At 41.3% G+C, this 19,964-nt stretch carries 19 protein-coding genes and 1 pseudogene; 12 read left to right on the top strand and 8 right to left on the bottom strand.

The features are described from left to right. The first annotated feature begins 326 nt into the window (after positions 1-326). Together ACFFAP_RS18225 and ACFFAP_RS18220 are read left to right on the top strand one after the other, a co-directional pair. Positions 327-773 carry a hypothetical protein gene (locus tag ACFFAP_RS18225; protein WP_375512523.1) on the top strand — a complete coding sequence of 149 codons (447 nt, stop codon included), beginning with the start codon at positions 327-329 and terminating at the stop codon, positions 771-773. A gap of 826 nt (positions 774-1,599) precedes the next feature. Beyond that, positions 1,600-1,881: pseudogene (locus ACFFAP_RS18220) on the top strand (histidinol dehydrogenase); the annotation flags it as partial. 159 nt (positions 1,882-2,040) lie between these two features. On the opposite strand, the gene acsF reads toward ACFFAP_RS18220, so the two are convergent. Then, positions 2,041-3,117: a magnesium-protoporphyrin IX monomethyl ester (oxidative) cyclase gene (acsF, locus tag ACFFAP_RS18215; RefSeq protein ID WP_375512522.1), complete on the bottom strand. Its 1,077-nt coding sequence runs from the start codon at positions 3,115-3,117 to the stop codon at positions 2,041-2,043. Positions 3,118-3,489: 372 nt separating this feature from the next. On the opposite strand from acsF, the gene ACFFAP_RS18210 reads away from it, so the two are divergent. Continuing rightward, positions 3,490-3,984 carry a TM2 domain-containing protein gene (locus tag ACFFAP_RS18210; RefSeq protein ID WP_375512525.1) on the top strand — a complete coding sequence of 165 codons (495 nt, stop codon included), beginning with the start codon at positions 3,490-3,492 and terminating at the stop codon, positions 3,982-3,984. Positions 3,985-4,062: 78 nt separating this feature from the next. Here the strand turns inward: ACFFAP_RS18210 and ACFFAP_RS18205 are convergent, their stop codons facing one another. Then, positions 4,063-4,791, bottom strand: coding sequence for a DUF2996 domain-containing protein (locus ACFFAP_RS18205; protein WP_375512521.1), 729 nt, complete (start codon positions 4,789-4,791; stop codon positions 4,063-4,065). Positions 4,792-5,926: 1,135 nt separating this feature from the next. Here ACFFAP_RS18205 and ACFFAP_RS18200 point away from each other — a divergent pair. Further along, the gene (locus tag ACFFAP_RS18200) at positions 5,927-6,904 is read left to right on the top strand and encodes a water stress protein WSP1 (RefSeq protein ID WP_375512520.1); all 978 of its coding nucleotides are present in this window, start codon (positions 5,927-5,929) and stop codon (positions 6,902-6,904) included. Positions 6,905-7,177: 273 nt separating this feature from the next. Here ACFFAP_RS18200 and ACFFAP_RS18195 read toward each other — a convergent pair whose 3' ends face one another. Beyond that, positions 7,178-8,050: a D-alanyl-D-alanine carboxypeptidase family protein gene (locus tag ACFFAP_RS18195; RefSeq protein WP_375512519.1), complete on the bottom strand. Its 873-nt coding sequence runs from the start codon at positions 8,048-8,050 to the stop codon at positions 7,178-7,180. Between the two features lie 384 nt (positions 8,051-8,434). Here ACFFAP_RS18195 and mnmG point away from each other — a divergent pair, with 384 nt between their 5' ends. The 3 genes from mnmG (at position 8,435) to ACFFAP_RS18180 (ending at position 11,950) form a co-directional block, all read left to right on the top strand. Further along, positions 8,435-10,357, top strand: coding sequence for a tRNA uridine-5-carboxymethylaminomethyl(34) synthesis enzyme MnmG (gene mnmG / locus ACFFAP_RS18190; RefSeq protein WP_375512518.1), 1,923 nt, complete (start codon positions 8,435-8,437; stop codon positions 10,355-10,357). A 47-nt stretch (positions 10,358-10,404) separates the two neighbouring features. Then, positions 10,405-10,527, top strand: a complete 123-nt coding sequence (locus tag ACFFAP_RS18185) for a hypothetical protein (protein WP_277926767.1) — start codon at positions 10,405-10,407, stop codon at positions 10,525-10,527. Between the two features lie 61 nt (positions 10,528-10,588). Continuing rightward, positions 10,589-11,950: a hypothetical protein gene (locus tag ACFFAP_RS18180; RefSeq protein WP_375512517.1), complete on the top strand. Its 1,362-nt coding sequence runs from the start codon at positions 10,589-10,591 to the stop codon at positions 11,948-11,950. An 80-nt stretch (positions 11,951-12,030) separates the two neighbouring features. On the opposite strand, the gene ACFFAP_RS18175 is transcribed toward ACFFAP_RS18180, so the two are convergent. Both ACFFAP_RS18175 and ACFFAP_RS18170 read right to left on the bottom strand, forming a co-directional pair. Then, complete coding sequence (locus ACFFAP_RS18175) at positions 12,031-13,596, bottom strand: glucosaminidase domain-containing protein (RefSeq protein WP_375512516.1); 1,566 nt, start codon at positions 13,594-13,596, stop codon at positions 12,031-12,033. 27 nt (positions 13,597-13,623) lie between these two features. Further along, positions 13,624-13,806, bottom strand: a complete 183-nt coding sequence (locus ACFFAP_RS18170; protein ID WP_375512515.1) for a hypothetical protein — start codon at positions 13,804-13,806, stop codon at positions 13,624-13,626. 402 nt (positions 13,807-14,208) lie between these two features. Here ACFFAP_RS18170 and ACFFAP_RS18165 point away from each other — a divergent pair, with 402 nt between their 5' ends. The 3 genes from ACFFAP_RS18165 (at position 14,209) to ACFFAP_RS18155 (ending at position 16,069) form a co-directional block, all read left to right on the top strand. Further along, the gene (locus ACFFAP_RS18165; RefSeq protein ID WP_375512514.1) at positions 14,209-14,514 is read left to right on the top strand and encodes a hypothetical protein; all 306 of its coding nucleotides are present in this window, start codon (positions 14,209-14,211) and stop codon (positions 14,512-14,514) included. Positions 14,515-14,534: 20 nt separating this feature from the next. Continuing rightward, positions 14,535-14,663, top strand: a complete 129-nt coding sequence (locus tag ACFFAP_RS18160; RefSeq protein ID WP_375512513.1) for a hypothetical protein — start codon at positions 14,535-14,537, stop codon at positions 14,661-14,663. 428 nt (positions 14,664-15,091) lie between these two features. Next, positions 15,092-16,069 carry a bestrophin family protein gene (locus tag ACFFAP_RS18155; RefSeq protein WP_375512512.1) on the top strand — a complete coding sequence of 326 codons (978 nt, stop codon included), beginning with the start codon at positions 15,092-15,094 and terminating at the stop codon, positions 16,067-16,069. Positions 16,070-16,397: 328 nt separating this feature from the next. Here the strand turns inward: ACFFAP_RS18155 and ACFFAP_RS18150 are convergent, their stop codons facing one another. Together ACFFAP_RS18150 and ACFFAP_RS18145 are read right to left on the bottom strand one after the other, a co-directional pair. Next, positions 16,398-17,018 carry a hypothetical protein gene (locus tag ACFFAP_RS18150; RefSeq protein WP_375512511.1) on the bottom strand — a complete coding sequence of 207 codons (621 nt, stop codon included), beginning with the start codon at positions 17,016-17,018 and terminating at the stop codon, positions 16,398-16,400. 255 nt (positions 17,019-17,273) lie between these two features. Further along, entirely contained in the window at positions 17,274-18,230 is a 957-nt protein-coding gene (locus tag ACFFAP_RS18145; RefSeq protein WP_375512524.1) for a DNA polymerase III subunit delta', read from the bottom strand. Between the two features lie 206 nt (positions 18,231-18,436). Here ACFFAP_RS18145 and ACFFAP_RS18140 point away from each other — a divergent pair, with 206 nt between their 5' ends. Together ACFFAP_RS18140 and ACFFAP_RS18135 are read left to right on the top strand one after the other, a co-directional pair. After that, positions 18,437-18,823, top strand: coding sequence for a hypothetical protein (locus ACFFAP_RS18140; RefSeq protein ID WP_375512510.1), 387 nt, complete (start codon positions 18,437-18,439; stop codon positions 18,821-18,823). Then, a complete protein-coding gene (locus ACFFAP_RS18135; protein WP_375512509.1) occupies positions 18,742-19,323 on the top strand; it encodes a DUF411 domain-containing protein in 582 nt (193 codons plus the stop codon). The genes ACFFAP_RS18140 and ACFFAP_RS18135 overlap by 82 nt, the downstream gene beginning before the upstream one ends. Positions 19,324-19,442: 119 nt before the next feature. Here the strand turns inward: ACFFAP_RS18135 and ACFFAP_RS18130 are convergent. Further along, positions 19,443-19,964, bottom strand: a 522-nt coding sequence (locus ACFFAP_RS18130) for a tetratricopeptide repeat protein (protein WP_375512508.1), incomplete at its 5' end; no start/stop codon positions are given.

Here is a 19,964-nt window from a genome sequence, read left to right as displayed (position 1 = left end):
AAGGTATATTGCTTTCTCAAAATGCTTGATTGCTTTCTCATTTCGGTATATCGCGCATTCATTTCGGTAGATTCAGCAAGCAAAAAGGCATATTGTTTTCTCAAAATGCTTGATTGCTTTCTGATTTCAGTAGATTCAGCAAGCAAAAACAAATATTGTTTTCTCAAAAGCTTAATTGCTTTCTCATTTCGGTATATCGCGCATTCATAACAACATCGCTATGTAACAAAACCATTAAATAATTGCCGGAATTCTCTCAAGCCGATCAATACGGAAGTTTTTTAAAGTAAAGAATATCAACCGTATTGGATTACAAGGTTTATATCATGGCTCGGAGAAAAAGAACATCTCAGGTGTTAGAAAAAGCAATGCGTCGTGCTGCTGGCATCAACTCGATTGATCCGAATTTAAATGTCGGCAATGGACTCAGCCTATCGGCCTTTTCCACCCTAATTGAGACGATGCGAACTAGAGAGAATTTATATAACACTGCTCTTTCCAACCTCGATAAGTTATACCATGAAATGCTCGAAACAGAGCGCGAGTTGGCAGATATGGCAGAACACATGCTGTTAGGAGTTGCGACTCGATATGGTAAAAGCAGTGTGGAGTACGGCATGGCGGGAGGTGTTCCTAAGAACCAACGCCACAAAAAACTGCGAGGCGAGTCACCAGTTCCCAGTTCACAGCAACCGTCATTCATTGCCGGTGTGAACGGTAACGGCAGCAAAAATGGCAGCCAAAATGGAAACAAAGCAACAGCGACAAGTTAGCTTGAGCATTTTTCTTTTGAAAATCGCTATAGGCTGACACTTCATCAAAAATTATTCTGATTTATTGTCATTCATTACCGATGCTATTGCACTTGTGAACAAGCCATAAGTGTTACAAGCTGGTACTTGTTTGGGAATACTTTTATAGGAGTGATAAAGAAGGCGATCGCGCTAACACTTTCAATTTCAATGTACTATATCACCTTGCTATCACTCCTATTTTATAAAAAAGATGTATCAAAAATCGCTAATTCCTAGAAGTAAGCAAGATAGGATTCACTCTAGTAATTTCGGAGTGGGGAGTGGGGGATGGGGGATGGCTTTCAAGGGCAGGTTTTTTGTTTAAGCAGATGATTCCTATACCAAAACTCCACATTGCCTAAACTTTCGCTTGTGGCCGACTTAGGTGTGGTAGCTTTTGGTTAACGATCGCTATCCAACTGTTCAAACCTGAATACTCATTCATGACCCGCTTTGTGCCACGATATTTTATCCTATCATCTACCCTTTTCTAAAAACCTGCCCTTGAAAGATGGGGGATGGGGAGTAAAATCAAAATTACCCTGATAAATGCAAAGGTTTACCTTCCGCCTCTGTCAGGGCAAAATTGTATTAATAACTCCCAAAGCGAGGTGCTATGACCAAAAGAAAAAACTCTGGTGATGATGTTGGTTTTAACAATTTGGATAAGTCAAAGTGGAAAAATCCACCAACACGCCCTGTTAAGTTAATCCCAAATCCGCCAGCGCCTTTGCCCCCAATTAATCCATAGTGGTAATTAAAAAGCTAGAAACGCCCAAAGTATCAATTTTTCAAATACTCTGGGCGTTTGTTTGCCAATCAAATTAAGCGTGCTGGTAGCGTGTTTCTAGGACATTATACCCCAGAAGCAATTGGCGATTACGTAGGAGGTCCCAACCATGTACTGCCTACTGCACGTTCTGCCCGATTTGCCTCTGGCTTGAGTGTCTACGACTTTCTCAAGCGGATTACCTATTTGGAATGCAATCAACAAGCATTACAGACACTAGGCAAAGCAGCCGTGACGTTAGCAGAAGCAGAAGGTTTACCTGCCCATGCAGGTAGTATATCTGTGCGTCTGCAATAATAAGCTGAGATAATTTTGCAGTTCCTCGTTCCCAGTCAGCAGTTCTAAATTTAAGAATTGACAAGAGGTTAAGCGGTAGGAGTCATAGTAAGATTTTTGACAAAAAAAGTGGCTCTGCAATCAGCAGAACCACTAAAGCTTTCGCAAACCTGTTATAACTTAACGAACTGCCCCTTGAGCAGAAATAGTATCAATCGGCTTCATCAGGTACAGCCGCAATAACTGCCAGCCATTGGAGATGTAAAGCGGCAGTTTTTGGAAGAATTGCAGGAATTTGGGAGTGCTGGAGTTAGCGATCGCACCCAACTTTTCGTTATTGCTGATACAAGTATCCAACCGTTGATAAAACTCTGGATTCTCTACATCCAGCATCAGTGGGAATACCCTACCTGCGTTTTCGTTAGTTTTCTTAATTACATGGATGTCGTATTCTCGTGCATCCAATCCCAGGGTGGCATAAAAGTCCTTGCGTTGGATGTCGTTAAGATACATTGTCGCAAACACCGACAACAGGAAGAACCGACTCCACAGCCGTGCTTTCCAATCATTCAATATTTGCGGCTGGGATTTCATGATTGCATCAAAGAAATCGCCGTGACGGTTTTCATCCTGACACCAGTTCTCAAAGAACCGGAAGATTGGATAAACCCGGTCTTCGGGATGTGCTTCTAAATGGCGATAAATGGTGATGTAGCGCCAATAACCGATCTTCTCAGAAAGATAAGTAGCGTAGAAGATGAATTTCGGTTTAAAGAAGGTATAATTGCGACTCTTAGTCAAAAACCCTAAATCTAGGGACAGATTAAAGTCCGACAAAGCTTTGTTCAAAAAGCCAGCGTGACGTGCTTCATCCCGTGACATCAAGTTAAAACACTCTGCCAAGACGGGGCTTTTTCCTTTCAAGCGACGGCCAAGTTCTTTATACAGCAAAAAGCCGGAAAACTCAGCCGTGCAGGAACGTTCTAGAAACTCAACGAACAATCGGCGAGTTTCCCCGTCAATATGATCCCAGGATTGTTCAAACTCCGCATCCCGAACAAAGTGATGGCGGTTGTAGTCAGTGCGGAACTCTTCGAGAATGGCTTGTAACTCGTCTTCATTGACGGAAATATCCATCCGCGCCATTTCATCAAAATCGGTAGTATAAAACCGAGGTGTTAACAGGGTTTCTTTTGCCGGGACTTTAATCCCTGGCCGGATTTCTTCAAAGCCTGGTTTTTTGAGGGAATCTACCATGTCTTGATTGCTCTTATCGTCTTTATTATCTTAAGTAGACCAGAAAGCCAAGGGTAAAGCTCTGGCAAGGCGTAATAGCCCACAATAATCCAATTGTATAAAGTTCAGTCTACCAAGGTGCGGGTTAGAAACTAGTAAGCGAAACGTTAAGAGTTGCAACAACAATTCAATGTTTACGGAACCAAGAATCGCAGATTGGTAGTCAAATAAACGTAGTTCAACGATCAGCACTGTTTGGCTCAAGTGGAGTAGTACGCACCTCTTGTATTCTTAAAGCATTGCTATCTAAGTAATTTTTTCTGATTGTTACTACAATTAATATGGAAAACTCATCTCAGACAACAAAAGCAAATCCAAAGGGTTGAAAACAAGATGAATCTTGAAAACAATCAGCAAAAAGACCGACTTCTTGTCTCTTACATCTTGTGTGCAGTCGGATTTTTCGGGGTGGGAGGGCTGCACCGTTTCTACAATGGCAAGATCGGGACTGGTTTGTTGTGGCTGTTGACTGGTGGTGTGTTTGGTATAGGGCAGATCGTGGATTTGTTCCTCATGCCCAACATGGTTAACGAATACGAAAACAACCTGAGATTAAAAGCGGGTGTATCTCCCTTTGGTGTGCCGTTAAATCAAGCAGTGGTTGCCTCTCAAGTCCACCGCCCAACTGGTAATCAACTCATGATTAAACTGATCGAAGCGGCAGAAAGCAAAGGTGGTATTTTAACTGTCACTCAAGGCGTGAAATTCACCGGAGCTAGCTTTGCTGAAGTGCAAGCTACCCTAAATGAGATGTACAAATCAGGTTATGTAAAAATAGATAACGACCCCGATACTGGAGCCGTTACCTACCATTTCCACGAACTTTAAGGGTACTTAGGAGTTGGGAATGGGGAAAGCAGGGGGAGAAGAATTAATAACCAATGCCTTATGCCTCATGACCAATGACTAATTTATACCTAACCACTTTTGACCGCCTAAGCGCTGAACTAAGCCATATACCAACAAATCGAGGGTAACTCTGCGCTCATCGATTAAGAAGGACTCAAGAGTGCTAGGTTTTTTGCCTTCATTACAGGAAAATCCCTTTTTCCCTTGAATATCTTCTTCGGGGAAATACAGGTTAAACTGACGCTTACCGATTTCTGACCAACTGCCGATAATTTGCCAGCATTCTTCGGCGGATTCAAAGCCGGTGATTGGCACTTTCTGCTTGGCAAAAGACACCTGTAAATCTTGCACGCCTTGTTGAGCGATCGCTTTTTGTAAAGCTGGCAAGTAGTCTTGCTCAATGAACTCTACAAATGGCTTATCTTCAACAGCTGGGGCTTTTTCTTTTTTGGCGGCTTTAGCTGCGGCTGCGGGCTTTTCTCCTGTTGGTGCGGCTTTTTCGCCTGCTGCGGGTTTTTCTCCTGTTGGTGCGGCTTTTTCGCCTGCTGCGCCTTTAGCTGCGGCTGCGGGTTTTTCTCGCTTGGGTGATGCAGCAGCTGGTTTAGCAGCATTGGGGTTATCTTCGGGGTTTGCGGCTTTCGGATCTGGCGCGTTAGCAGTAGGAATATCTGTGGCTTCGGGTGAGTCTGTACTAGGAGCGTGTTCTTCAGCCACACTGGGAGCTTGCTTGTCAACAGTGCTGGGAGCTACTTCTCCCGCTTGATTGTGATTGGTTGGGTCTGCCATTGCTCAGGTCAATCCTTTAATCTAGCTTTTGGAGCGATCGCTCACCTTGAGGTATCGGGTATTTTTATTTTGACATACTAGTACTCCACAAAGAAACTTTGCGGGGTTTATGGTAAGAAAATCAAGTTACTTTTCTCCCCCTGCCTCAAGAGCTTGCCTTCACCCATCATTTTTGGGTTGGTCGATTACTAGTGCAGTACGAAAAATTCGTTTGATTTAGTTCTCCACAAAAAGGCATTAAAGTTATTGCAAAATCCGGTTAAAAGATGAAGTTTTATTTTTACCTTTGTTCTTTAACTCTTTTTGTTAAAGGTACTTTGAAGTGAACAGACCAATAGCGATCGCCTGCGAAGATTCAATCGTTTCATAGCTATTAAAACAGTCGAGTTATCTTTGTACTAATACGCTAAAGGTATTAATTAGCTATGGAATGTTATCTATAAAAATTCTATTTCTTTGTGAAACTGTACAAAATTAGCCTTGGCCAGACTTGGGCCTTGAGCAAATTCTTCTATACAACCTCACAGGTAATCAGTAGCAGTTTCAGAAGCAGAAAGTCTACTTGTATCCCACATTTCGCACTTCAAAACGTAATTCATTAATACTTCAATAAATCCGACAAATAAATGTTAATATTCTTAAGTATTAATACTGATATTGTTTAGGCTGTTGGCGTAAGCGTAGCCGTCCTATAAATCTCTATTTAACTACCATTAGCCCATAATTTGTAATTTTTGTATATTACAAAACTAAGTGCAAAATGGGGAATGTAAGAAGCATATCAGCGAGTGAAAACACTCAATAATACTAAACCTTAACCTAGATGTTAGCAAACTTTAATAATTAGAAAAATATTTCTTAATATTAGTCAAATATACTCTTATTAAGATAACTCCAAATACAGTTATTAACCTTAAAATTTGACTTTCAACGGGCAAATCAAAGACGCTTAATTCTCGGTTCATTTAATCCGACTTGGAAATAATGGCTTCCTAAAAAATGTCTGTAAGTGCAACTAGATGTAGTTTTGAGATTTGTACCCCCAACATAGTCAAATAGCAATTTGCACATTTGGAATGCTGCATATTTGGAATGTTCTCAAAATTTAACAGGTTTCAACAAGGAGAAAATTCTCATGGCACTTTACGGCTATACGATTGGAGAAGATCGTGACCAAAACCCTAATAATGGCAAACAACTTGACGTTTACCGCTTTTTGATCCCTTCTGCACCTGGAGGTACTATTACTCCTACAAAAGTAGGTACAGTCAATATTGCAGGTACTGTTACTAACGCAGATCTAGAAGGTTTGGCAACTAACCCCACTACCGGAAGGGTAAGTGCAGTTAACGAAGCACGGGCTACTGCTCTTCCAAATGATCCAGGTTCTGTTATTGTCGTTAATAATGTAGATCAGCCTTTTGCTCCAGCCCAAGTCTCACCAACTCGTACACCATCTAACCTAGTGCGTTTTGGATTTGAGTCAGGTGCTGACTTTAGTGGTCAACAAAATGCTCTGTACAACATTTCAGGAAATAAAACTGCTAATCTTGGTGGAGAACAAGTAGGAAGCTCACTTTATAAAATTACTACAGCTAATCCTGGAACTATTAGCCTAGTAGACGCTTTTGGCGCACCTACTACTGCTGCACAAATACAAGGAACTCAACCTACCAACCCTGGAAAATTTGCCGATGGATTAGCTATCGACAATCTCAATCGTGGTAATACTCGTGCTTTTGCTAGCGATTTCCATACTAGTGATGGAAATGGGAACAATCTTTACAAAGTCGATTTGCTCACTGGTCAGCTATCTGCGCCGATTGCTCTGAAAAATTCTTCAGGACAACCTTTGAATGTCAACGCAGATTCTGATTTGTCATTTACTAACTTCGGTTCTCAAAGATTGATCGGTTGGCTGGAAACTGGTGCTGTCTATGAGATCACAGGCTATCAAGATGAACTTGCTGCATCAGGTCTAGGTTTAGGTAGTGCCACAGGTACTAATGGCGCTGGCTTTGCAACTGCCACCTTACTTGGTAACGTTACTTTACCAAATGCTTTGGCAACACAACCCGTTCAGTATGAAGGCTTTACGATTGTTAATGAATAACAGTCGTTAAGATACTCTTTCTTCAACTCTTGTTAAAATAGTTTTACAAGAGTTGAAGAACGGAGCTAAAGATAAAAAAAGTTTTATTTGCCAAACTACCTGTACTTTTTTTACGACTAACTGGATTTTATTTTGAAATTTATTTAATCTATTCAATTACGGTTTTGGTGCGTTAGCCTACCGCATAACACACCCTACGCATATTTCAAAAATTAAATATGAGTCCTATACTCAGGTAAGGGCGTCTAATTGTGTGTTAAATAATATTAATAATTAAAGTGGTGTAATCCAATAAGTAAAGCCTTGAACAACTTGTTTTTTAAAACCAAACAGAGGTAAAATTTCTTCACTTAAACCCACGTAAGTCCAGTGTGGAACATCATTTTGTACAGTTTGAAACCAACCATTTTGATTAAGAGCTTTTCTTTGTTCTTTATTACTTACGCGTAAATCAATCGCTAATCCCCAGAGATGTTGTGAAGTTCCAGGAGGTGCAACTAAACCGAGAACTTTTGTTTCTTTGCCCTGTTGAACTTTTGCCAAAACTTGATTGTTAGCATATTTGTGCCAAAATCTCAAATTTGTGTTGAAAGTGCGAGTACAATCACCAGAACCATAACCAGATTTTAGTGGTATCTGTTGTTGAACTCGCGCTTTATTTAAAGCATCAGCCGCCGATTTTTGTAAGTAACAGTCTTTAGTGCCATCAACATGACCCATTGTTAAACTACCTTGAAACTCTTGGGTTTCTTGTTCATTCGCAAAAATATCTTTTTGCGGTAGTTTAATTCCGACATCTTGATTTACAAAGACTGCACCATAGTTTCGCAGCAAAATATATTCATAAGTACCAGGCTGGGGAACTGTGGGTAACTTCCTAGCGATCGCAGATAAAAAACGCTGTTGCTTATTTAATTTGGTATCGGGAATAAATGGTTCTGATATTGTCTTTTTAGAGGTATCTGTACAAGGTAACGAATCAGTACTCAAGCATCCGTTTAATGGTTGGGCGGTTATAGCAACTTTGTAGTGGGTAATCTCATTACTAGCTACTAATACAACAATCATCAAAATAACTATACTGATGAAAGTTGCCTTTCTGAGAAGTTTATTAATATTTGTTTTCTTCTTTATAGTAAGTTTCATTTTTAAATAGTTGCTAAATTGATTTAAAAGTAGAATACATTTTGGATAAATATCTATTTTTATGAGTTACTCATATAAATTGTTTATCGAATTTAAACTATAATTTTATGTATTTTTTAGAAATTGTAGAATATAACAAATAATAGATTAAATCTGTACTGATGCCTAAATATGTGAACAATAGTTGTGATAAACAACCCGGAAGTTTTTCACAAAAATTAAAAAAGATTACATTTTTTACTTAATACTCAATTTTAAAAATGTAAATTTGTCTTTAATTCATTACTAGTAAAGTTGATAACTTTTTTATTAGAAAGTTACATCCATGAAACCACTGGAACAGTTAAAATTGAAAAGAACTCTAAGCTTGCTGATCCTGTAAGTATGACCATGCACAATTCCGTTGAATTCCAAGACGCTTTTGATGTCATAGTCGTCGGTGCAGGTCACTCCGGTTGCGAAGCAGCTCTCGCCTCTGCACGCCTCGGTTGTCGTACCCTGCTATTGACGCTCAACTTGGATAAAATCGCTTGGCAACCTTGTAACCCAGCCGTGGGTGGCCCGGCCAAATCCCAGTTGACCCATGAGGTAGATGCACTCGGCGGAGAAATTGGTAAAGTAGCAGACCGCACCTACCTGCAAAAACGTATCCTCAACTCTTCACGGGGGCCTGCTGTTTGGGCATTACGCGCCCAGACGGACAAGCGCGAATATGCAGCGGTGATGAAGAATATTGTCGAGAACCAAGAAAACTTGACAATCCGCGAAAGTATGACAACAGATTTGGTGCTGGGTGCTAACGGTGAAGTTATCGGCGTTGAAACTTATTTTGGTGTAGGGTTCCAATGTAAAGCAGTCATCTTGACGACTGGTACCTTTTTGGGAGGTAAAATTTGGGTTGGTAACAAATCAATGCCAGCCGGACGGGCTGGGGAATTTGCGGCTGAGGGATTGACACAAACCCTAAATCGCCTGGGATTTGAAACCGGAAGACTCAAAACTGGAACTCCAGCACGGGTAGACAAGCGATCGGTAGATTATAGTAAAATGCTCATCCAGCCAGGGGATGAAGATGTGCGTTGGTTTAGCTTTGACCCAGAGGCGTGGGTAGAACGGGAACAGATGCCTTGCTATATCACCCGCACAACCGCCGAAACTCATCGCCTGATTCAGGATAATTTGCACCTGTCGCCAGTTTATGGCGGTTGGGTGGAAGCGAAAGGGCCGCGTTATTGTCCCAGTATTGAAGATAAAATTGTGCGCTTTGCCGATAAGGAAAGCCATCAAATCTTTATTGAACCAGAAGGACGAGATATACCCGAACTTTATATTCAAGGGTTTTCTACAGGGTTACCAGAAAATTTGCAACTGCAAATGTTGCGGACTCTCCCCGGTTTGGAAAAATGTGTGATGCTGCGTCCAGCGTATGCTGTGGAATATGACTATTTACCTGCAACTCAGTGTTACCCCACACTGATGACCAAGAAGATTGCCGGACTGTTTTGTGCTGGGCAGATTAACGGCACCACAGGTTATGAAGAAGCTGCTGCTCAAGGGCTTGTGGCGGGAATTAATGCAGCTCGATTTGTTCGTTCTCAAGAAATGATTGTCTTTGCCCGCGAGCAAAGTTACATTGGGACGCTAGTTGATGACTTGTGTACAAAAGACCTGCGGGAACCTTACCGGATGCTTACCAGTAGGTCTGAGTACCGATTGATATTGCGTTCTGACAATGCCGACCAACGCTTGACACCCTTGGGACGGGAAATTGGTTTAATTGACGATCGCCGCTGGGATCTATTTACCCAAAAACAAGCGAATATTACCACAGAAAAACAAAGATTGCAAGCCACACGAGTCAAAGAACATGATGAAATGGGAATAGCGATCGCATCTAACACCCAACAAGCAATCAAAGGTTCAATTACCCTCAATGACTTACTGCGGCGTCCGGGATTCCATTACGTTGACCTGGACAGGTTCGGACTGGGAAACGCCAACCTCAACCGCGCTGAGAAAGAAGGCGCAGAAATTGACATCAAGTATTCTGGCTATCTCGCTAGGCAACAAAATCAGATTGACCAAATTGCCCGCCAAGCGCACCGCCAGTTACCTACGGATTTGGATTACACAACAATTGATACTCTTTCCAAAGAGGCACGGGAAAAGCTAACTCACGTAAAACCACTTACTCTTGGTCAAGCTGCACGTATAGGTGGTGTAAACCCAGCAGATGTTAACGCTTTATTATTATATTTAGAATTGCGTAGAACCAGGAGCCAATCGGAGTTTCGAGCGTTAGCTTAATATAAACTTGATAAAGACTGAGTATAGTAGTAGGGAGGGGAATTGGTATGATAGATGACATAAATATTAGTAGTGGCATCATCAACAATCCCCAGATAAAAGTTGACTTTAATACCAACGCTCAACCAACTCGTCTCAATAAGACGGCGGATTGGATATTTTATCTGTAATCCTAATTCCCAGGCAGTAGGCGCGGCGTTTCCTCGTCCTAGCAACAAAGATAGAACGTCTATGTTACAAGAAGCCAGCACCCGTCTCATAGTACCGGAACCATCAGAAGACTTAATCGCCAACGAGCCTTGGTCGATAGAAAACTATGCTGATGGTTTAATGGATGAACTCTTTGCCGATATCGACTACATTCTGGATGTTAGTGGTAATCTGCCAACTCATAGCGTTAGCCACAGTACGCAGAACAAATCGAGCCAGTCTGTTGCTGGGGTTTCCTCCCAACCTCAACGCCAGTCGCCTCCAGAAAACGTGCCTCTGCAAACAGTTACGATGCCGCAGATTATTTTACCAAATACACTGAACCAGCCAGTACAGTCAGTTGCTCAAAATAACCACAAGCACTTAAGTACCGTTGTGTTTGACAGCGCCACCGTAAAAAGAGTTAGTAGAAAGCGTCAGAAAAGTAGTCGAACTTTGGGCAAACTGCTGATTGTGGGAACAACTTTAGGCGTGGCGATCGCTGGTATTATCTACCTAGTACAGTCTGGAGTCGTATATCTTTTAAATACCGACTTGACCCAGCCAGCTGTTCTAGTGCCGCAACCCCAGTCACAGTTGCCAACAAAAGTAGAAATTGAGGCAGATTTGGTTGACTACATGCTCCAAGCGCTGGCAGTTATAGATAAGCAAAAAGCAACGCCCAATCAAAAATCTGTCAGCCCAGGATTTTCCAGTCAGGCAAATACTAACCAAATAGCCCTTGCTCGTGGGCAAACAACTGGTAATCTACCATCACTTCCACTTCTAGCTAACAATACACCACCAGCCCCTAACCGTTCTAAAAGCGTTGTTGAGCGCATCTACGTTCCCGTTTATCAAGCGCCGTCGCCAATGCGCTACGCACTGCCGGTCATTCCTGGGACTCCCACACTTTTACCACAAGTTGCGAGTGCGTCACAGAGATCTCAACCGGATGTTGTGAAAAATGCCCTGAATACAGTGCGACAAGCTGCCAAGCCTGTAACTGTCAACATGTTAGCTGCGGCTGTAAGAGCCGAACTTAAACCTGTAGCTGCAAAAACTGCACCGATTACCGTGCGGCAAACACCCAGCCCTCTGCCTGCATTACCAGTAGTTCCATTACGTGCAGCCCTCGCCCCAGAGTCAGAACCAACTATTACCCAGGAACAAGTATATCCGGCAGTTGCGATCGCAGATGCTCCTAGTAATACCTTAGAAGGATTACTAGAGTTAGGCAACAAATCTGCCGCTTTGTTTAAAATTGATGGCGTAACTCGCCGCATCAATATGGGTGAAAGTATCGGCTCAAGCGGTTGGACATTAGTAGATGTGAGTAATGGTGAAGCTGTTATCCGCCGTAACGGCGAAGTGCGATCAATTTACGCAGGGCAAAAGTTATAAGAATAAACTTTTTAAACCTCTCCTCAACTAGGGAGAGGTTTAAAAAGTGGTGAAATCCAATACATCGAACTCACCAAGAATTAGCTCCTCACTGGTGGATTAATTTCAAAATGAATATGATTATCGTGACCACTCAGAGAAACACAAAGTCTTTCTCTAATTAGCTGTTGATCGTTGAAAAAGACAGCCCGTACAAACTTTTGTTTACCAATAGACTTGAGAATAGCTCGTGCAGCATCTTGATCATATTCAGAACTCGACCAAACGATGCCACCAAAATTTCCATTTTTTTTGGGTAAGTAAACATCGCACATCATGCCAGTTTCATGTCCATGATGGTCGGGAGTATCGCCTCCATGAGGAAGGCTAACATCGTTAATTGCGAATGGAGCAGCTGTGGGGTGAGTATTACGATAACTGTTTTGATAATCTTGGGCAATTTTTTTAATAACATCAGCTAACCAGTGTGTTCCAAAATCGTGGTTATCTTGGATGTCTTCCAGTTCACCGTTAACGAAACCATTATCACAGTCGCTTTTTGGCATCAACTCCCACCGTGGTGCGTTAGCTGCTTGCAACCATCGATGAGTTATTCCACCAACATCAACTCGACCATCACCATTAACAGTACTGCGACCAGCAATAATTGACTGAAATAATTTGATTGCGTCAAATAGTCCTCTGTCTCTGTTTGCACTGTTAGGATCGCCTACCCATCTGTAGCCTAGCTCATGCAATCGCGCCTTAATAGCCTTAACATCATCAGCTTTATTGACTCCGCCAATTCCCACACTACCACCGAGTTTAATTACCTTCGCTCCTGGTAAACTGGATGCAGTAGGTTGTTGAGTGTTCTCATCGTCCTTGTTATCCAAAGGAACAACAACTTTAATGTGGATCTCTAAAGTTTGATCATCAATGGCAATTATCATGCGGCGATCGCCTTCTTGTTTAAAGACGAAATCAAATTGCCATTTGCCGTCCTGACTAATTACTACACTTGCGGCTGGAAATTGATCGTCGATCGTAATCGATAAAACTTTGCCACTGTCAGCTAAACGAGCTATACCTTCAACCCTGAAATTTTGTCCTAATTCAACTTCTTTTGGCGCACGAATTAGCTGTAGTTGTTCCACTGAAGGGGGAATGGCAACTCCACCTGCGTTAGCCAGTAACTTTTGCGCCTCTGGGAGTAAGTCTACAACTTTACTCACATATTTAGGATCGGATGAATAGCCTTTAGCCTTGAGAAAGCCAAGGAAGTTTTCTGGCGTGTTGGTAAAATCTTCTAAGCCTTTATAGGGAGTGCGAGTTAAAAACTTCCAATAACCAATAATAAAAGCATCTATATCTGTAAATTTACAGAATTCAACTTCTTCTGGCTCAGAAGGAACTTTGATTTTGAAGGGTTCGGCAAACCCTTTCATGTCAGGAACTCGCCATTTTAATCCGGCAAAATTATTAGCATTGACAGCAAGCTCACTTTTTCCTCTAGCAGACTCTAATAACCATTGTGCGAGGGTAACTTCTTTTAAAGTTTGCCGATTAATATCGGTAATTTTTCCACTTTGAATGCCAACTTTTATAAATATTGTTACTAAATTTTTATCAAAATAGTTCTTGACTAAATCATCTAGTAATGACATACATTTGCCCTATTATAAAGTCTTTTTTTATCCCCAAATTCTTAGAAACACAGAATCGTTTACACTATTAGCACTTGTGGGAGTGCAATCAATAGCGGTATGACCTGCTGCTTTGAGTTTTTGTATCAATTTTATACCAACTGCTTTAGTTAAAATATCTTCTTGTTTTATGCCTGTTGCCCCTGTCTCTGGAGGGCAATTGTGTACCATCTTAATACCAAACTTCATAGAGTTGATGTACTTTTTATACTTAAGAAGTACAGTTTAACTCACTATAGCAGTCCTAAATCATTTGTGAAAATTATATATCTCTTTCTTCTTTCTTGCCTTTGCTTCCTTGGTGTTCAACTCTTGGAGACGCTGCGCGTTGGCGTCAGCCTCTCGTAGAGATGGCGGTTTGTTTCCTTATCTATATTTTTCACGAATCAAATAGGACTGCTATATACTGTATTAATTATTAATCAAAATGCGTAAGCGTAGCCCGTCGTAGACATCGCTGTGTTGGTAAGATAAAGTGAGTTGTTACTGTAAAAAAATGTAACGTTTAACGTAAAAATCTCATTAAAAACACAAATCTCATAAGTTAAACCTATAAATAAAGCAGGCTGACCCATGACTGCACAAGAGGCGCTGAATCTAGTGGATACTCTTTTATGGTCTACCTTTGGGCAAAGACTCAATGATGTTCAATCTGTAGTTTTGCTGGAAAGTTGGCTGGGACACACCTATGCGGAAATTGCGGTGCAGATAAGTTATGAACACGACTACATCAAACAAGTCGGTTCCCAGTTATGGCGAGAGCTTTCTCAGGTAGTTGGTGAAGAGGTTTGTAAAAAAAATATCCAATCTGTTTTGCGTGGCTACCAGCATTCTCAAAGCCGTGGAGAATCAATGAGCGATGTCTGTCTTGAAAAGTGACGCTCCTGCGTCGCTAACAGATGCCTGCGGCAAGCCGCTCTGCGTCTACGGCAAAAGCCGCCGCTCCACGCCAGTTCGCCCAAGTCGGGGAACCCGCCCAAGCGACTGGCTCGACTTTTCGCTACGACGGGCTACGTTTACGCAGTTAGTCATTTCAGACTAATACTCCCATAAACGCCAGCGATCGCCACCATACCTACTTATCGGGTAATTAGAGATCATTGTCATGAATCTGATGAATCTCTTATTTTAATTTCTACATCTCATCGATTCTGCTTCTGCGAAAGTTTTTGCTAAATCCTCAATATAACTTTTCTTGGCACTGAATCTTATTGTTTAAGCTTTTAAGTGTTTTTATGCTCTGGTGAAGAATTAAAAAAAGTCAGAAATTTCCCTACCTAAAGAGGGTTCACAGAAATAAATTTCAATGTTAAAACTATAATTTATGTTAATTATAGTTGCACAACCCTCGCTCTCTGGAAACCTACATCTTTCTTTCACCTATCTTGCTTAAGCAAGATAACTTTAGCTAAAATAGTTAGTTTGCTAATTGATTTAATCGTCAAATCTTACCAATATGAAACGACCTAACTATTTTCAAAATAACTCCAAAAACTCTTTAAGAGAAAAGTATCACCTTTACAAAGGCGAAAAATTGAACTGGCTTCAAGTAACTCTTCGGCTTGAAAGGTCAATTATTTCTATTATTCTTCCTTGGGTACTTTTTTGTACTGGATATGGTGTTTTAATATCATTTCTCTATCATTTAAAATTACCAATAGCATTTTCAAATTCCAATAGTATTCTTACTAATGCTGTTTTAAGTTTTAATATTGGTTTTACATTACTATTAGTTTTTCGGACGAATACAGCCCATGATAGATTTTGGGAAGGTCGTCAACTATGGGGATCTTTAGTTAATACATCTCGTAACTTAACTCGTGGAATTTGGATAATAGTTAAAGATAAGACATCGCAAGATAAAGTAGAAAAAGAGGCAATACTTCGGTTAGTAACTGCTTTTGCATTTGCAATGAAGTTACATCTAAGATCAGCACCTTTAGATACTCAGTTAGCATCCTTAATGTCTGAAAAACAATATTTACAACTCAAAAATACTAATCATCCCCCCCTACAAATTGCTTACTGGATAGGAGATTACTTGCAGTATCAGCATGACCGGAATTGTTTAAATGTCTATCAACTGACTACTTTACATAACTGCGTAGATGATTTAGTAGATATTTTAGGTGGTTGCGAACGCATTTTAAAAACGCCACTGCCTTTGATATATACTATTAAACTCAGACAACTGTTATTCATTTTTTGTCTGATATTACCTTTGGAAATTGTTAGCTTTTTGAGTTGGTGGACTGGTATAGTAATGGCTTTTGTAAGTTTTACATTATTAAGTATTGAACAAATTGGTTCAGAAATTGAAGAACCTTTCGGGTTTGATCCCAATGACTTACCTTTAAATATAATTTGCAATACAATCTCAAGCAATGTTGAAGAATTAATCAGGCTAGCTTCTAACAATGTTCATTCATCCTAAATTATATAAACGAGTTTTTTCAGACAAATTTCTGATGAAATGGGAGAAAATTTATCCTTTCTTAAGAAGAGATAATACTTGGGTTAAAATGCAATATGGTTCAGTTAAGGGTCAAACTTTTTTTCAAAGTCAATTTTTTTAACGAACCACAGAGACGCAGAGGAAACAGAGAGAACAAAAAAATGCTTAACCCAAGCGTATTGGGTGAAAATGCGTAAGCGTAGCCCGCACTTCTCTCCGAGACAATGCGCCTAGCTTGCTTGCACGTTTGCGTAGCGTCCCGCTCTTAAGTGGTAGGACAAAGCTCAGTGACCGTCAAAGACATCGCTTAATAAATGTTTCGCCAAGCTTTCACCGTGTCTTTGCCAATTTCGCTATCAACAGTTTGACCTCCTTCCAAGACTAGTCTGATGTCTAAGTTCTCATCTGGAGCATTTTTCAAAGCAGTGGCTAATTCTTGACTGACAGCAAACGTGCCGGTTGAACCGTCTAACTGAAAAACCTTTTCCCTGACCTTAAGCAAAAGTTTATCGACTTTCTTGGTAGTAACAAACCTAAGATAGTCAGGTCTGGGATACACACGACCTGCGGTGTAGAAAGAAGACCTTGCTTGATCTGAATTTACTGTTACAAGTAGTCGAATACTTGAAGGAGTCCACAAACTAATAACTTGCTTTGAACCCTCACGGAACAAATAGCCACCTAAGGAGTTGCGGTCAAAAACCCCAAGAAACTGCCCTTCAAAAGGGTCAACGATTCTCACGGGTTTCGACCAAGGCACATCCATATCAGGGGACAGTCCTGCTGATTTGACCACTGGCAAATCGCTTGATGCTTGGGCAAGACTAGCTACCTCTTGAACAGTGAAAGCAGCACAAACTTGAGGGGAAAGCACAGCCAAGCTAGTCCCTAAAAGAAGAACTGGAATTGTCTGCGGTAAGTTGATCATAAGTCAGGGGTACAATCTTCAAAGACAATAATCGGACAGCCTTTATTAGTCATCCCCCACAAGACTTTTGTTTGCCATGAAGCTTTGACAATTGAGCAAATCTCTGTGTCTCGGGGCAATGTCTCTTAACTCGCCGCATTCTCTAGGAGACGCTTTGCGTAGCTTACTCTCAATAATACACAAGTACTAACATTTACGGATACTTAAGTAATATCATTTAATATTGTTAAAGGGTTTGAGGTTTTTGTACAAGAGTTAATAAACGGGATTTGATTTTTGACATACAGATAAAAGCAAACATTCCCAAACTAGTCTTGGTTGAGCGTAAGAAAGTAAGTATTTACGAGCTTGTTCTAGCTGGTTGATGATGCTGGGTTGATGCCACTGCTGCCAGTAGAATTGCTGAAGATAATCAACTAACCATAGTTGGGCTTCTGTATCTAAATCTTTATCAATTTTTTTGGCTAACTCCAAGGCTTTGCGGTAGGAAGCAGGGGCTTTTTTCAAGTCTTCGAGTAACTCAGAAGGAATAGCTTGTAATTGCTCGTAAGATGCGATCGCACTTCCGGCACTGCCAGCTGCTATGCTTAATACTGCCTGATTTGGCAAAATTTCCTGATGACCAGTTTGTGTGAGTACAACAGCCAAAGACTCTGCATCTAAGCGATAAAAAGGAATGCGTTGACAGCGTGACACCAAAGTTGGCAAAACAGACTCAGGTGTAGGTGCAATTAGAATTAACGTCGCCTGTCCCGGTTCTTCTAAGGTTTTAAGTAAAGCATTCGCTGCGGCTTCTGCCATTGTTTGGGCTTCTTCCAGCACTACCACATTCCTCGGTGCTTCCAAGGGTGGCCGACTGAGAAACTCGGTAATTTCCCGAATTTGCTCTAGCCGAATTACAGGTGGTGCCTTACGCTTAAGTCCTTTCTCGGCCGCTTCTGCTGCTGTTAATCGTTGTCCCTGGTATTGGTACGTCGGTTGCACCCACAACAAAGCTGGATGGTTCCCTTGACGCAAACGGTTTTGTAAAGCCGCAGTGACTCCCATCTCATTAGAAAATAGCAATTCCACAAAGCACCTGGCTGCTAAACTTCTTCCTACACCATCTGGCCCCACAAATAGATAGGCTGGAGCAACCCGGTTTTGTCTGACAGCCTGAGTGAGTAATTCTATGGCTTGCTGTTGTCCTACAAGTGGTGCAAATGGGTTAATAGTTCACTACCTTCGCCAAAACAAGAATATGAAAACAGAGGGCTGATGTAGTAGAGTTGTTGTCTTCTTGAACGACAACTTAGAAGCTACAAAATGCCAATATTTGACATACTAGCACTTCTACCGCGTAAGGGCCGTAGCCTTTTTAAATGCAGAGGGATGCAATGCTATTGTAAGGCGGTGCAATGGCATTGTAAGGCGATGCAATGGCATTGTCAGGCGATGCAATGCTATTGTCAGGCGATGCAATGGCATTGTTAGGCGATGCAATGGCATTGTCAGACGATGCAATGGCATTGTTAGGCGATGCAATGGCATTGTTAGGCGATACAATGCTATTGTCAGGCGATGCAATGCTATTGCCAAATTTAATTCATAATGTTTTTAAACGCAGAGGGACGCAAAGTAAGCGCATAGGCGCTTCGCCTTCCCGCAGGGTAGGCACGCAGAGTTTTTTTGAACAGAATTTGTTACAACAAATTTATGTAATGTTGTACTTAGGAAGTCTCAGATGTCGTACAAACAATTTATTTCTTGCTGGCAAAAATGCTTACCTCCCATCTTGGTACGTGCTGCTGTACGTGCAGTGGTAATAATTTGTCTAACAGTAGGGGTGTTGGGCATCTTGGGAAGCACTGCTCCTATGAGTAATGCTCAACTGGTAAGTACCACTAAGCGTATCCAAGATAAACAGACACCATTAAAATCAACAGTGCTAAATGCCACTGTATATCACAGTCCCGATTGTAATTGTTGTGGCGGGTGGATTGACCACTTAAAGACACAAGGTTTTCAAATCACAGACTTTTCCACGCCTGACATCGAAACAGTCAAACAAAAGTACAATGTGCCAGATAACTTGTCATCTTGCCACACAGCAATTGTTGATGGATATGTCATCGAAGGACACGTCCCAGCAGACGACATCAAACGTTTGCTTCAAGAAAAGCCAAATGTTGCTGGTTTATCTGTTCCCCAAATGCCCGTAGGTACTCCTGGAATGGAGATGGGGAATCGAAAAGACCCGTTTTATGTGTTTTCCTTTGATCGCAAAGACTCAGTTGCGGTATTTAATAAATACCCATCCTCTTGATGTAATCTCACTGTATTCAGAGGATGTTTTAAAAGTGGATTTTCATGTGTTTTGGCGATTATAAATCGCCAAAGCCTTTTAAAATATCCTCACATTACCTGAATGAGTGGTGAGAAATGTTACTGGTTAGAATCAGTTTTGAGCAACTCCGACAAATGACTTAACCATCTTCCAAACCCGAAGCCAGATGCTGCACTTGCAACATTTTCAGAAAGAAGCTCAATCGCATGGTTACAATCTTGCAGACTTGTATCGAGTCCTATTGCATGATAGATATCGCGGGCATGGCAAAAGGCATCCATCGCTTCTGATTCTCGATTGATTTTTTCTAACACCAGAGCCAAATTAAACCAGGCGTTTGCTTCTGCATTTTGGTCATCAAGATCCCTTGTGATCTCTAATGAATACTGATAAAACTCAACCGCCCTTTGGTACTGTCCCAAAGCCTTATAAGCACTACCCAACCCATTTAAAGCCATGCCTTCCCCATTGCGTTGGCTTTGCCCGCCGTAGGCATCGCAGATGAATCTTGCTAGTTGTAACCATTGCTGGTAAAATTCAATTGCCAGTTGGTACTGCCCCAACGATTCATAAGTATTGCCCAAACTTCCCAAGCAAATGCCTTCCCCAGTGCCATCGCC

This window comes from uncultured Nostoc sp. (assembly GCF_964245575.1).
Taxonomy (GTDB): Bacteria; Cyanobacteriota; Cyanobacteriia; order Cyanobacteriales; family Nostocaceae; genus Nostoc.
The sequence above is the reverse complement of the archived record's forward strand: the minus strand, read 5'-3'. Positions and strand labels throughout refer to the sequence as shown.

Bases quoted from the DNA above. Each gene is read 5' to 3' on its own strand.
- ACFFAP_RS18225 (WP_375512523.1), top strand. From the start codon at position 327: ATGGCTCGGAGAAAAAGAACATCTCAGGTGTTAGAAAAAGCAATGCGT.
- acsF (WP_375512522.1), bottom strand. From the start codon at position 3,117: ATGGTAGATTCCCTCAAAAAACCAGGCTTTGAAGAAATCCGGCCAGGG.
- ACFFAP_RS18210 (WP_375512525.1), top strand. From the start codon at position 3,490: ATGAATCTTGAAAACAATCAGCAAAAAGACCGACTTCTTGTCTCTTAC.
- ACFFAP_RS18205 (WP_375512521.1), bottom strand. From the start codon at position 4,791: ATGGCAGACCCAACCAATCACAATCAAGCGGGAGAAGTAGCTCCCAGC.
- ACFFAP_RS18200 (WP_375512520.1), top strand. From the start codon at position 5,927: ATGGCACTTTACGGCTATACGATTGGAGAAGATCGTGACCAAAACCCT.
- ACFFAP_RS18195 (WP_375512519.1), bottom strand. From the start codon at position 8,050: ATGAAACTTACTATAAAGAAGAAAACAAATATTAATAAACTTCTCAGA.
- mnmG (WP_375512518.1), top strand. From the start codon at position 8,435: ATGACCATGCACAATTCCGTTGAATTCCAAGACGCTTTTGATGTCATA.
- ACFFAP_RS18185 (WP_277926767.1), top strand. From the start codon at position 10,405: ATGATAGATGACATAAATATTAGTAGTGGCATCATCAACAATCCCCAG.
- ACFFAP_RS18180 (WP_375512517.1), top strand. From the start codon at position 10,589: ATGTTACAAGAAGCCAGCACCCGTCTCATAGTACCGGAACCATCAGAA.
- ACFFAP_RS18175 (WP_375512516.1), bottom strand. From the start codon at position 13,596: ATGTCATTACTAGATGATTTAGTCAAGAACTATTTTGATAAAAATTTA.
- ACFFAP_RS18170 (WP_375512515.1), bottom strand. From the start codon at position 13,806: ATGGTACACAATTGCCCTCCAGAGACAGGGGCAACAGGCATAAAACAA.
- ACFFAP_RS18165 (WP_375512514.1), top strand. From the start codon at position 14,209: ATGACTGCACAAGAGGCGCTGAATCTAGTGGATACTCTTTTATGGTCT.
- ACFFAP_RS18160 (WP_375512513.1), top strand. From the start codon at position 14,535: ATGCCTGCGGCAAGCCGCTCTGCGTCTACGGCAAAAGCCGCCGCTCCA.
- ACFFAP_RS18155 (WP_375512512.1), top strand. From the start codon at position 15,092: ATGAAACGACCTAACTATTTTCAAAATAACTCCAAAAACTCTTTAAGA.
- ACFFAP_RS18150 (WP_375512511.1), bottom strand. From the start codon at position 17,018: ATGATCAACTTACCGCAGACAATTCCAGTTCTTCTTTTAGGGACTAGC.
- ACFFAP_RS18140 (WP_375512510.1), top strand. From the start codon at position 18,437: ATGGCATTGTCAGGCGATGCAATGCTATTGTCAGGCGATGCAATGGCA.
- ACFFAP_RS18135 (WP_375512509.1), top strand. From the start codon at position 18,742: ATGTCGTACAAACAATTTATTTCTTGCTGGCAAAAATGCTTACCTCCC.